11 protein-coding genes are annotated in these 12,160 nt (G+C 65.1%); all 11 read left to right on the forward strand.

What is annotated here, in order from left to right; translation table 11 throughout:
• Positions 1-155 precede the first annotated feature (155 nt).
• The 11 genes from AC0GNO_RS10520 to AC0GNO_RS10570 all read left to right on the forward strand — a co-directional run bounded on the left by AC0GNO_RS10520 (position 156) and on the right by AC0GNO_RS10570 (position 12,151).
• Positions 156-2,213, forward strand: a complete 2,058-nt coding sequence (locus tag AC0GNO_RS10520) for an NADPH-dependent 2,4-dienoyl-CoA reductase (RefSeq protein ID WP_008905473.1) — start codon at positions 156-158, stop codon at positions 2,211-2,213.
• A gap of 64 nt (positions 2,214-2,277) precedes the next feature.
• On the forward strand, positions 2,278-3,072 hold the full coding sequence (locus AC0GNO_RS10525; protein WP_008905472.1) for an enoyl-CoA hydratase/isomerase family protein: 795 nt from the start codon (positions 2,278-2,280) through the stop codon (positions 3,070-3,072).
• Between the two features lie 15 nt (positions 3,073-3,087).
• On the forward strand, positions 3,088-4,254 hold the full coding sequence (locus AC0GNO_RS10530; protein ID WP_472903938.1) for an acyl-CoA dehydrogenase family protein: 1,167 nt from the start codon (positions 3,088-3,090) through the stop codon (positions 4,252-4,254).
• Between the two features lie 26 nt (positions 4,255-4,280).
• A complete protein-coding gene (locus AC0GNO_RS10535; RefSeq protein ID WP_034694615.1) occupies positions 4,281-5,447 on the forward strand; it encodes an acyl-CoA dehydrogenase family protein in 1,167 nt (388 codons plus the stop codon).
• The gene (locus tag AC0GNO_RS10540; RefSeq protein WP_008905470.1) at positions 5,444-6,613 is read left to right on the forward strand and encodes an acyl-CoA dehydrogenase family protein; all 1,170 of its coding nucleotides are present in this window, start codon (positions 5,444-5,446) and stop codon (positions 6,611-6,613) included. The genes AC0GNO_RS10535 and AC0GNO_RS10540 overlap by 4 nt, the downstream gene beginning before the upstream one ends.
• A complete protein-coding gene (locus AC0GNO_RS10545) occupies positions 6,610-7,017 on the forward strand; it encodes a Zn-ribbon domain-containing OB-fold protein (protein WP_008905469.1) in 408 nt (135 codons plus the stop codon). The genes AC0GNO_RS10540 and AC0GNO_RS10545 overlap by 4 nt, the downstream gene beginning before the upstream one ends.
• Before the next feature lie 61 nt (positions 7,018-7,078).
• Complete coding sequence (locus AC0GNO_RS10550) at positions 7,079-8,236, forward strand: thiolase (protein WP_008905468.1); 1,158 nt, start codon at positions 7,079-7,081, stop codon at positions 8,234-8,236.
• A 30-nt stretch (positions 8,237-8,266) separates the two neighbouring features.
• Complete coding sequence (locus AC0GNO_RS10555; RefSeq protein ID WP_008905467.1) at positions 8,267-9,187, forward strand: SDR family oxidoreductase; 921 nt, start codon at positions 8,267-8,269, stop codon at positions 9,185-9,187.
• Positions 9,188-9,198: 11 nt separating this feature from the next.
• Positions 9,199-10,056 carry a MaoC/PaaZ C-terminal domain-containing protein gene (locus tag AC0GNO_RS10560; protein WP_008905466.1) on the forward strand — a complete coding sequence of 286 codons (858 nt, stop codon included), beginning with the start codon at positions 9,199-9,201 and terminating at the stop codon, positions 10,054-10,056.
• 57 nt (positions 10,057-10,113) lie between these two features.
• Entirely contained in the window at positions 10,114-10,917 is an 804-nt protein-coding gene (locus tag AC0GNO_RS10565; protein ID WP_008905465.1) for an enoyl-CoA hydratase/isomerase family protein, read from the forward strand.
• Positions 10,918-10,984: 67 nt separating this feature from the next.
• Entirely contained in the window at positions 10,985-12,151 is a 1,167-nt protein-coding gene (locus AC0GNO_RS10570) for an acyl-CoA dehydrogenase family protein (RefSeq protein WP_008905464.1), read from the forward strand.
• Positions 12,152-12,160: the final 9 nt, after the last annotated feature.

Below are 12,160 nucleotides of genomic sequence, written 5' to 3' on the forward strand. Positions count from 1 at the left end.
CCTGATTGACTGTTGTCTGTAGTCGAAGTCGCCGCCTGCATCGCACCGTCAATCGGGAAGAAGAATTTGAGGTGCTCGCCAATTGCATGGCTGGTCGACGCCGTATGATATATCATCGAACAGGTGTTAGTTAGATTATTAAAAAGGCGTTCTCCATGTCCACCGAAGCCACCGTTTTCTTTCCGACGCTGCTCTCCGCGCTGAAGGTCGGCGCGCACACCCTTGGCAACCGGACGCTGATGGGATCGATGCACACCCGCCTGGAGTCGCTGGACCGGTCGATCGACCGGCTGTCCCTGTTCTATGCCGAGCGCGCACGCGGTGGCGCTGGCCTGATCGTCACGGGCGGCTATGCCCCCTGCCAGGATGGCCTGCTGGATGAAACCGGTCCCCTGCTGGTCACGACGGCACAAGCCGATGCGCTCAGACCGATCCCGCAGGCGGTGCATGCCGAGGGCGGCAAGATCATTCTGCAAATCCTGCACACCGGGCGATACGCAAAAATCGCCAGACCCGTGGGCGCCTCTGACATCCCCTCCCCGATCAACCCGCGCGCGCCGCGCGCCTTGAGCACGGCCGAAGTCTGGCAAACGGTGGAGGACTATGTCCGCTGCGCCGAACTCGCGCAACGCGCCGGCTTCGATGGCGTCGAGATCATGGGCTCGGAGGGCTACCTGCTCAACCAGTTCACCGTCACGCGCACGAACAACCGCAGCGACGAATTTGGCGGCAGCATGGAAAGTCGCCACCGCCTGCCGGTGGAGATCGTGCGACGCACGCGCGAGCGCCTGGGGCCGCCGTTTCTGCTCATGTATCGGGTGTCGGCGCTCGATCTGGTCGAGGGCGGCGCCCCGTCTGACGACATCATCCAGCTCGCCCAGGCGGTGCAGGCCGCAGGCGCCGACATCCTCAACACCGGCATCGGCTGGCACGAAGCACGGATCCCGACCATTGCCTACGTGGTGCCGCGTGCCGCCTGGCGCTTTGCGGCGGCCCGCATCAAGAAAGCGGTGACGATTCCGGTCATCGTTTCCAACCGCATCAACACGCCGGAAGTGGCCGAAGAAATCTTGGCCAGCGGTGACGCCGACATGGTGTCGATGGCGCGCCCCTTCCTGGCAGATGCCGACTTCGTGCGCAAGGCGGCGCAGGGGCGCGCCGACGAGATCAACACCTGCATCGCCTGCAACCAGGCCTGTCTGGACTACATCTTCGCCGACCGCCCCGCCACCTGCCTGGTCAATCCACGCGCCGGCCGCGAGCTGGAGTTTTCGCTCTTGCCGCCAGGGGCCGTGCCGCGCAAGGTGGCGGTGATCGGCGCCGGCGCGGCCGGGCTGGCCTGCGCGCTGACCGCGGCCGAACGCGGTCATGCGGTCACCCTGTTCGAGGCCGGATCCGAGATCGGCGGCCAGTTGAACCTGGCCCGGGCCGTGCCAGGCAAGCAGGAGTTCAATGAACTGCTTCGCTACTTCAAGCAGGGCGTGGCGCGGCACGGTGTGACGCTCAAGCTCAACAACCGAGCGGACGCCCCCTCTCTCGCTGCCGGTCACTACGACCGCATCGTGATCGCCGCTGGCGTGCGCCCGCGCCTGCCGCAAATCCCGGGCGTCACCCACCCCAAGGTGGTGAGCTATGCCGACCTGCTATCGGGCCGGGCGCAGGCGGGCCACCGGGTCGCGGTCATCGGTGCCGGGGGCATCGGCTTCGACGTGTCCACCTTCCTGCTGCATGACGAGCATGCGGGTAAGGCGACCAACGCGCCCCAGGCGGTCGAGCAGTTTCACGCTGAATGGGGTGTTGACACCTCGCCCTCAGCCGCTGGCGGCCTGAAACCGATGCAGCCGGTCAGCTCGCCACGCGAAGTTACCCTGTTGCAGCGCAAGCCGGAAAAACCCGGACGCAGCCTGGGCATGACCACCGGCTGGGCGCTCAAGGCCGAGTTGGCGCGGCGCGGCCTGCGCACGCTCTCGGGCTGCACCTATGAACGCATCGACGATGCCGGCCTGCACCTGAGCATCAACGGCATGCCGCAAACGCTGGCCGTGGACACCATCGTCCTGTGTGCCGGCCAGGACAGCGAGAACGCACTGGTTGCCGAACTGCGTGCGCTCGGCCTCGCGCCCGATGTCATCGGCGGCGCCGAGCTGGCCGCCGAACTCGACGCCTTGCGCGCCATTGACCAGGGCACACGCCTCGGTCTGGCGATCATCTGAAACCACTTCATTTCGAATGCGACAACACCGCATTCTCGCGCCGGGTTCAAAACTGGAGCAACTGATGGAAGAACAAACTGCTGACAACGTACGTTGGAGTGTGGCCAGGGACATTGGCCGGATCGTGCTCGACCGCAGCGACGGCCCTCACACGATCTCTCTCGCGTCCACTGCTGCACTGGCCCGCGCAGTTGCCGAGATTGCCGCAGCAAAGCCGCGGGTCGTATTGCTGACCGGCAGCGGAACGATATTCTGCGCCGGCGGGGATATCGCCGAGATGCGCCAACACGCTGGAACGCTCGACGTCTATATTGACGAGCTCGTGGGCATCGCGCACCCGGCGCTACTGCGACTGTCGGAACTGCCGGTGCCGGTGGTGACAGCCATCAACGGCTCGGTCGGCGGTGGCGGCATCGGCTGGGCACTTTGCGGCGACTTCGCTCTGGCGGCAGCATCAATGAAGCTGCGCACAGGGTACGCAGCCATCGGCTTGTCCCCTGACATGGGCGCATCCCACTTCATCAACCGACGCATCGGCTCGCTGCGCGCGCGCCAGCTTCTCATGCTCAGTGACCCCATCGACGCTCGCCGATGCCTCGACTTCGGCTTGGTGGACGAAGTCGTGCCTGACGCCGAGTTGGGCGCTCGCGCCCAAACCCTGTGCGAACGACTGGCCCGTGCGCCCACCGCCTCGATGGCTGGCATCAAGCAACTGTGCGAAGGCGCCGCGCGACGCAACCTGCACGAGCAAATGGCGCTCGAGAGGTCTCTGATTGAAGCTCGCGCCCGAAGTAGCGATGCAAGTGAAGGCGTGCAGGCCTTTCTGGAAAAGCGCGCCCCACGTTTCAGCGGGCGTTGAACAGCGTTCTCATCCATGAATTTCACACCCAACCCAGAACACGAAACCATCCGCGAAGCGATCGGCAAAATCTGCGCCCGCTTCGACGACAGCTACTGGCTCGAACGCGACAAGGTTGGCGGCTTTCCGCACGAGCTGCACCGCGCCCTGGCCGACGGCGGCTGGCTCGGTGTTTGCCTGCCGCAGGAATATGGCGGCGGCGGCCTGGGCATCAGTGAAGCGACCGTGATGATGCAGGCCATCTCGCAGTCGGGTGCCGGACTGTCTGGCGCATCGGCCGTGCACATGAATATTTTCGGTTTGCAGCCCGTGGCCGTGTTTGGCAACGAGGAGCAAAAACGCCGCATGCTGCCTCCGCTGATCCAGGGCAAGGAGAAAGCCTGCTTCGCCGTCACCGAACCCAACACCGGCCTGAACACCACCCGCCTGAAAACCCGTGCCGAGCGGGTTGGCGACCACTATGTGCTGTCCGGCCAAAAGGTCTGGATATCGACCGCCCAGGTGGCCGAGAAGATGCTCATTCTGGCGCGCACCACGCCGATCGAGGACTGCAAGAAACCGACCTTCGGCCTGAGCCTGTTCTACACCGACCTCGACCGCCGTTTTGTCGAGGTGCGCGAAATCGAAAAGATGGGGCGCAAGGCGGTCGACTCGAACGAACTCTTCATCGACTGCCTGCGGGTGCCGGTGGAGGACCGCATCGGCGAAGAGGGCCGCGGCTTTGAGTACATCCTGCATGGCATGAACCCGGAGCGGGTGCTGATCGCGGGCGAGGCGATCGGCCTGGGTCGGGCGGCGCTGCAGGTGGCCGTCAACTACGCCCGCGAGCGCGTGGTCTTCGACAGGCCTATCGGGCAGAACCAGTCGATCCAGCATCCGCTGGCGCAATCATGGATGGAGCTGGAAGCCGCCGAAATGATGGCGATGCGCGCGGCCTGGAAATACGACAACGGCCTGCCCTGCGGCGCCGATGCCAATGCCGCCAAGTACATGGCGGCCGAGGCTGGTTTCAACGCCTGCCAGCGCGCCATGGCCACGCTGGGTGGCTATGGCTACGCCAAGGAATACCACGTCGAACGCTACCTGCGCGAGATGATGATTCCGCGCATCGCGCCGATCAGCCCGCAACTCATCCTGTGCTTCATCGCCGAGAAGGTGCTGGGGCTGCCCAAATCCTATTGACATTCACGACCAGCAACCACCCCATCATGACCACCACCCACAACAGCGAACGCGCTGAACAACTGACCATGCTGCGCGAAAGCGCGCTCAGTTTCGTCACCAAAGAATCCCCACTCAACCGCGCCCGCGCCCTGCGCCAGCAGATGCCGGGCTACGACCGCCGCTTCTGGGGCGCCCTGGCCGAACAGGGTTGGACCGGGCTGCTGGTGCCCGAACAACTGGGCGGATACGCGCAAGGCTTCACTGAGATGGGCGAGGTCGTCGCCGCGCTCGCCACGCAGGTCGCGCCGGAACCGGTGGTGCCGGTGCTGGTGTTTGCCGGTCGGCTGCTGGCCCATGCGGGTGCCAACGAGCTCTCAACACGTCTGCTGACCGAGCTCGCCGAGGGTCGCACCCTGCCCGCTGTGGCCTGGCAGGAAGACGTCACCGGCACGAAAGACCGGCCGGGCCAGGCGGCGACCAGGCTGGAGCGCCAGGTCGACGCCCTGCTGCTCAATGGCTGCAAGCGCCATGTGCGCCCCGGCGCCGGGGCCGACGGCTACATCGTCAGCGCCACCGGCCCCCAAGGTCTGGCCCTGGTGTGGGTGCAGGCCGATGCGGCCGGCCTGACCCTGTCGAGCCAGTCGCTGGCCGACGGCAGCTATGCGGCACAGATCGACTTGAACAGCGTTCGCCTGCCCGCCAGCCACCTGCTGGCCGAAGGGGCCGCCGCCGAGGCCGCGCTGACCCGCGCCTACGATGAAACCCTGGTATTGACCAGTGTTGAACTGCTGGCCCTGGCGCGCGGCATGCTGTCCATGACGCAAGACTACCTGCGCACGCGGATCCAGTTCGGCAAGCCGATCGGCAGCTTCCAGTCGCTGCAGCACCGCGCCGTCGACCTGTTGATTCAGCAGGAACTGACCGCCAGCGTGGTGACCCAGGCCCTGGCCCTGCTCGATGACCCGGACGGCGACGCCAGCGCCCGCTCGGCCATGGCCAGCCGCGTCAAGTCGCGCGCGTCGGACGCCGGCTTGCAAGTGGCGCGCGAAGCGGTGCAACTGCACGGCGCCATTGGCGTCACTGATGAAAACGACATCGGTCTGTACCTGCAGCGTGCCCTGGTGCTGTCCGCCTGGCTGGGCAATGGCACCCAGCAGCGCCGCCGCTACGCCAACCTCACCCAAAACGCCACCGCGCAGGAGCACGCATGAACACCACCGCCTCCAGGGCCACCGACTGGAATGCACTCGACAACGCCAGCTTCCGCGCCGCCCTGCGCGAATTTTTTGAAAAACATTTCCCCAGCGAATGGCGCTACCCGCAACGGCGCCTGCGCTGGTCCGAAATCGGCCCTTGGTACCTGAAGCTGTCGGAAAGAGGCTGGGTCGCGCCGAGCTGGCCCACGCAGTACGGCGGCATGGGCCTGAGCCCCGAGAAACTCATCATCTTCATCGAAGAGCAGGAGCGCTGGGGCGTGGCGCGCGCGCCCGACATGGGCATCACCATGGTCGGCCCGCTGCTGATCAACCACGGCAACCAGACCCAGCGCGCCTACTACCTGCCCAAAATCATTGCCGGCGAGCACATCTGGTGCCAGGGTTACTCGGAACCCAATTCGGGCTCCGACCTGGCCAGCCTGCGCACCGAAGCGGTGGTCGACGGCGACGACTTCATCGTCAACGGGCAAAAGACCTGGACCACGCTGGCGCAGGACGCCACCCACATCTTCCTGCTGGTGCGCACCGACAAAACGGCCAAGAAGCAGGAAGGCATCAGTTTCCTGCTGGCCGACATGAAAACGCCGGGCATCACGGTGCGCCCCATCCGCAACATCGCGGGCAGCGAAGACTTCTGCGAGGTCTTCCTGGAAAACGTGCGCGTGCCGCGCAGCAACATCGTGGGCGAGCTCAACAAGGGCTGGACCATCGCCAAGGCGCTGCTCGGCTTCGAACGCATCTTCCTGGGCAGCCCCAAGCAAAGCCAGTACGCGCTGGCGCGCGTGCAGGAAGCCGCGCAGCGGCTCGGCCTGTTCGAAGACACCGGCTTCGTGGACCGCTACACCAAGCTGGCGCTGGACGTGGCCGACCTGGGCGCGCTCTATGGCCGCTTCATCGAGCAGGTCAAACGTGGCGAAACCCTGGGCCCCGATGTCTCCATGCTCAAGCTGTTCGGCACCGAAACCTATTCGCGCCTGGCCGACCTGCTGGTCGATGTCATGGGATCGAGTGGTGGCACGCCCGGATCCACCGCCCTGCCCGGTGGCAAAACCGATGCATTGACCAGCTTCTACAACGCGCGCCCAGCCACCATCTACGGCGGCAGCAACGAGGTGCAACGCAACATCTTGGCTGCCAGCGTGCTGAGGCTGCCGTCATGAGCGCATCGGGCTATCCGGCATTTGACGGCCCCGGCCCGGATGCTCAGTTCGTGCAGGCGCTGGCGCAAGGCCGCTTTCAGATCCAGCACTGCATGGCCTGCGGCCAGCATGTATTTTATCCGCGCGCGCTGTGCACCCATTGCGGCTCGGCCCAGCTCGACTGGATTGAACCCAGCGGGGTCGGCTGCGTCTATTCCAGCACCACGGTGCGCCGCAAGCCGCAAGCCGGTGGCGACTACAACGTGGCGCTGGTGGACCTGGCCGAAGGGCCGCGGCTGATGTCGCGCATCGATGGCATTGCGCCTGACCAGGTGCGCATCGGCATGCGCGTGCAGGCGCGCGTGATCGACGATCCGGCCAAGGGCAAGTTGCTGGTCTTCTTCCCCGCGGGCGCCACACCATGAGCGCCGCGTCGGGCCGTTCCCAAGCAAGCTCGCACCGCTGTGCGCAGCACGAAGGTCCTCCATGAGCACCACATCTCCCCTGCGCGGCGCGGCCGCCATCGTGGGTGCCAGCCTGGGCGGCGTGCCCATGACCCCCGGTCGCAGCGCGCTCGAAATTCTGGGCGAAGCGGTGCACGGCGCGCTGGCCGATGCCGGCTTGAAGCTGTCCGATGTCGATGGCCTGTTCACCGGCTCGTCCTACCACTTCCTCGCCGGTCTATCGGTGGCCGAATACCTGGGCATCCATCCCAAGTTCTGCGAAGCCACGATGGTTGGCGGCTCGTCTTATGTGAGCCACCTGCTTACCGCCGCCATGGCGCTGCACACCGGCCAGTGCGAAGTGGCGCTCATTTGCTACGGCAGCAACCAGGGCTCGGGCTTCGGCAAGCTCAAGTCGATGGCCGAAACGCCCTTGTACGAAGCCCCCTACGAGCCGCGCTACCCGATCTCCAGCTACGCGCTGGCGGCCGCTCGCCACATGCACCAGTACGGCACCACGCGCGAGGACCTGGCGCACATCGCGGTGGCGGCGCGCCAGTGGGCGCAACTCAATCCGCTGGCCCATGCACGCGATCCGCTCAGCATCGAGCAGGTGCTGGATTCGCGTCTGGTGAGCGACCCGCTGTCGGTGCTCGATTGCTGCCTGGTCACCGACGGCGGCGGCGCCCTGGTGCTGGTGCGCAGCGAGCGGGCGCGCGACTTTCCCAAACCGCCGGTCTATGTGCTCGGCGCGGCTGCGGCCACCTGGCACCGCCAGATCGGCTCCATGCCCGACCTGACGGTCACCGCCGCCGCCGAGTCCGGGCCGCGCGCCTTCGCCATGGCCGGGCTGGCCCTGAAGGACGTGGACGTGCTGGAGTTGTACGACGCCTTCACCATCAACACGCTGCTGTTCCTCGAAGACCTGGGCTTTTGCGCCAAGGGCGAAGGCGGCGCTTTCGTGCGCAACGGGCGCATCGCACCGGGGGGCGCGTTGCCGGTCAACACCAATGGCGGCGGCCTGTCGTGCTGTCACCCGGGCATGTACGGCATGTTCCTGCTGATCGAGGCCGTGCAGCAACTGCGCGCCGAGGCCGGCGACCGCCAGGTGCCGAATGCGGAGATCGCCCTGTGCCACGGCAACGGCGGCGTTCTTTCCAGCCAGGTGACGGCCCTGCTGGGCACGGCCGCCACCGTCTGATTTTTCATATCAACAACCAGGAGTCATTTCATGAGCAAGGGCAACATGCTGCAAGACAAAGTCGCCGTGGTCACCGGCGCGGGCCGGGGCATCGGCCGCGACATCGCACTGATGATGGCGGCGCAAGGCGCCAAGGTGGTGGTCAACGACATCGGCGCCTCGGTCGGCGGCGAAGGCAATGACGCCAGCCACGGCCAGCAGGTGGTCAACGAGATCAAGGCCGCTGGCGGCCAGGCCGTTCTCAGCACCGACAGCGTCTCGACCTGGCCCACGGCCAACCGCATCATCGAATGCGCGGCCGACACCTTCGGGCGCATCGACATCGTCGTCAATAACGCCGGCATCCTGCGCGACCGCCTGTTCTTCAACATGTCGCCCGAGGAGTGGAGCGCCGTCATCGACGTGCACCTCAACGGCAGCTTCTTCACTTCGCGCGCCGCCGCCCCGCACTTCAAGACGCAGAAGTCGGGTGCCTATGTGCACATGACTTCCACGTCCGGCCTGATCGGCAACCTGGGCCAGGCCAACTACGCCGCTGCCAAGCTGGGCATCGTGGCCATGTCGCGCCACATCGCCGGCGACATGCAACGCTACAACGTGCGTTCCAACTGCATCTCGCCGTTCGCCTGGAGCCGCATGATCGGCGCCATCCCCACCGACACACCCGAGCAACAGGCACGCGTGGAAAAACTGAAAAAACTCGGTACCGAGCAGATTGCGCCCATGGCCACCTTCCTGGCCAGCGATGCTGCAGCCGACGTCACGGCCCAGATCTTCGCCGTGCGCGGCAACGAGATTTTCCTCATGAGCCAGTCGCGCCCGATCCGCGGCATGCACACCGCCGAGGGCTGGACACCCGAGACCATCGCCGAGCGCGTGTTGCCCGCCATGAAGCAGAACTTCTATCCGCTGGAGAGCTCGAACATCGTGTTCTCCTGGGATCCCGTCTGACGTCATCTGCCATGGCGATCAACTACGAGAAACTGATGGCATGGCCGTTCGAGGACGTTCGCCATCGCTACACCCAGCGCGACACCATGCTCTACGCATTGGGCGTGGGCCTGGGCACCGACCCGACCAACGAGACCGAGCTGCGCTTTGTCTATGAAAAGAACCTGCTGGCGCTGCCCACTCTGCCGGTGGTGCTGGGCTATCCCGGCATGTGGCTCAAGGACCCGGCCACCGGCGTTGACTGGGTGCGGCTGGTGCATGGCGAACAGGGCTTGCGCCTGCACCGGCCGGTGCCGCCCGAGGGTGAAGTGATCGGGCGCACGCGGGTGAGCCAGATCATCGACAAGGGGCCGGACAAGGGGGCTCTGATCTACACCGAGCGCACGGTGACGGACGCCACCAGCGGCGAACTGCTGGCCACGCTGACCTCGACCACCTTCTGCCGCGCCGACGGTGGCTTTGGCGGCCCGGCCGGGCCGGTCAAAACCGTGCATGAGCTGCCCACGCGCGCGCCTGATCACAGCGACGATTTCGCCACCCAGCCGCGTGCCGCGCTGATCTACCGCCTCTCGGGCGACTACAACCCGCTGCACGCCGAACCCGCGGTGGCAAGCGCCGCTGGTTTCAAGCAGCCCATCCTGCACGGCCTGGCCACCTACGGCATCGCCGGCTGGGCACTCACCCAGCGCGTCTGCGGCGGCGACCCGAGCGCCCTGCAGTCGCTGGATGTGCGTTTTTCGTCACCCGTTTACCCCGGCGAAACGATACGCACCGAGCTATGGGTGGATGGCAAGGTCGTTTCCTTTCGCGCCCGCGCCGTCGAACGCGACATCGTCGTGCTGAACAACGGACGCGCCGAGCTGCGCTGACCGTCCTTTGCCTTTCATTTTCGTTTTCGTTTTCAATTTTTTTCAAGGAGCCTCAACATGAACTACGCTGACTTTCAATTCCTCAAGTTCGACCACAAGCCCAACGGCGTGCTGGTCATCACCATCAACCGCCCCGAGGTCATGAATGCCACCAATGGCCGGCTGCACTGGGAGCTGACCAAGATCTGGGGCGTGGTCACTGACGATGCCAAGACCAAGGTGGCGGTCATCACCGGCGCGGGCGACCAGGCCTTCTCGGCCGGCGGCGACCTGGAATGGGTGGCCGGCATGGTCGGCAACCCGAAGGAAATCGCCAACACCATGACCGAGGCTTCGGACGTGGTCTACAACATGATGGCCTGCGACAAGCCCATCATCTCGGCCATCAACGGCGTGGCCGTCGGTGCCGGTCTGGCAGTCGCCTTCCTGGCCGACATCAGCATCATGGCCGAGGAGGCCAAGATTACCGACGGCCATGTCAAGATCGGCGTCGCCGCCGGCGACCACGCAGCCATTCTGTGGCCGCTGCTGTGCGGCATGGCCAAGGCCAAGTACTACCTGATGACGGCCGAGTTCGTGAACGGCAAGGAAGCCGAGCGCATCGGTCTGGTCAGCCTGTGCGTGCCGCGCGCCGAGCTGATGAACAAGGCCATGGCCGTGGCCAACAAACTGGCCAATGGCAGCCAGCAGGCGATCCGCTTCACCAAGCGCTCGCTCAACGGCTGGATGAACGTGGCGCGCCCGATCTTCGAGAGCTCGCTGGCGATGGAAATGCTGTGCTTCCTGGGCGAAGACGCCAAGGAGGGCGTGGCCTCGGTGCGCGAGAAGCGCGCGCCCGAGTTCCCCTCGGCCCAGAACTGATTGAGTTCGCTCCTTCTCCCTCTCGGGGAAGGAGCCTGAATTTCCCAAGTACACAGGAGAACACCCCATGGATTTCGCGCTGACCCAAGAACAACGGATGATCTACGAGTACGGCGACCGTATCTCGAAGCAGTTCGACCACAATTACTGGCGCGGCTACGCCAACAAGAACGAACGCCCCACCGAGTTGTACGAGCAGATCACCAACGACGGTTTTCTCGGCATCATGGTGCCCGAAGCCTATGGCGGTGCCGGCCAGGGCATGACCGAGATGCTGCTGTTCATGGAGGGACTGGCCAACAACGGCATTCCGCTGCTGAACCTGGTGGTCGGACCGACCATGACCATGGGTCTGCTGGCCAAGCACGCCAGCGAGGACATGAAGCGCCGCTTTCTGCCGGGCGGCTGCACCGGCGACATCAAGTTCTGCTTCGCCATCACCGAACCGAACGCCGGCTCGAACTCGATCGAGATCACCAGCATCGCCAAGTCCGACGGCAAGGGCGGCTTCAAGCTCAACGGCCAGAAGGTCTTCATCACCGACGCCAACTGCGCCGACTACGCCATGGTCGTGACCCGCACCACAGCGCGCGCTGACGTGAAAAAGAAAACCGACGGCTTCACCATCTTCATGGTCGACATGAAGAAAAAAGGCATCAGCAAGACGCTGATTGAAGTTGCCTTCCCGGTGCCCGAAACACAATGGCAACTGTTCTTCGACAACGTGGAGCTCACCGAGGCCGATGTGCTGGGCGAAGTCGGCAAAGGCTTCAACATCCTGTTCGACACGCTCAACCCCGAGCGCATCATCCTCTCTGGCTTGTGTACCGGTGTCGGGCGCTTCGCCTTGAAGAAGGCGGTGGCCTACGCCAACGACCGCAAGGTGTTCAACAACACCCCCATCGGCGCCTACCAGGGCGTTCAGCACCCGCTCGCGATAGCCCGCAGCGAGATCGAGATGGCCTCGCTGATGGCGCTCAAGGCCGCCTGGGCCTTCGACCAGGGTCTGCCTGCCGGGGAGTTTGCCAACATCGCCAAGTACGCGGGTGCCGAAGCCGGCATCCATGCCGTTGACGCGGCCATCCAGACCCATGGCGGCAACGGTTTCACCAAGGAATACGGCATTTACGACTTGTACGGTCTGGTGCGGCTGCTGCGCACGGCTCCGTTGAACCGCGAGCTGGTGTTGAACTACATCGCGGAGCATGTGATGGGCCTGCCGCGCTCCTATTGACAGGCCACC

The sequence above is a fragment of the Hydrogenophaga sp. L310 genome, from assembly GCF_055703065.1.

Bases quoted from the DNA above. Each gene is read 5' to 3' on its own strand.
- AC0GNO_RS10530 (WP_472903938.1), top strand. From the start codon at position 3,088: ATGAATTTCACACCCAACCCAGAACACGAAACCATCCGCGAAGCGATC.
- AC0GNO_RS10540 (WP_008905470.1), top strand. From the start codon at position 5,444: ATGAACACCACCGCCTCCAGGGCCACCGACTGGAATGCACTCGACAAC.
- AC0GNO_RS10560 (WP_008905466.1), top strand. From the start codon at position 9,199: ATGGCGATCAACTACGAGAAACTGATGGCATGGCCGTTCGAGGACGTT.
- AC0GNO_RS10555 (WP_008905467.1), top strand. From the start codon at position 8,267: ATGAGCAAGGGCAACATGCTGCAAGACAAAGTCGCCGTGGTCACCGGC.
- AC0GNO_RS10565 (WP_008905465.1), top strand. From the start codon at position 10,114: ATGAACTACGCTGACTTTCAATTCCTCAAGTTCGACCACAAGCCCAAC.
- AC0GNO_RS10550 (WP_008905468.1), top strand. From the start codon at position 7,079: ATGAGCACCACATCTCCCCTGCGCGGCGCGGCCGCCATCGTGGGTGCC.
- AC0GNO_RS10545 (WP_008905469.1), top strand. From the start codon at position 6,610: ATGAGCGCATCGGGCTATCCGGCATTTGACGGCCCCGGCCCGGATGCT.
- AC0GNO_RS10570 (WP_008905464.1), top strand. From the start codon at position 10,985: ATGGATTTCGCGCTGACCCAAGAACAACGGATGATCTACGAGTACGGC.
- AC0GNO_RS10525 (WP_008905472.1), top strand. From the start codon at position 2,278: ATGGAAGAACAAACTGCTGACAACGTACGTTGGAGTGTGGCCAGGGAC.
- AC0GNO_RS10520 (WP_008905473.1), top strand. From the start codon at position 156: ATGTCCACCGAAGCCACCGTTTTCTTTCCGACGCTGCTCTCCGCGCTG.
- AC0GNO_RS10535 (WP_034694615.1), top strand. From the start codon at position 4,281: ATGACCACCACCCACAACAGCGAACGCGCTGAACAACTGACCATGCTG.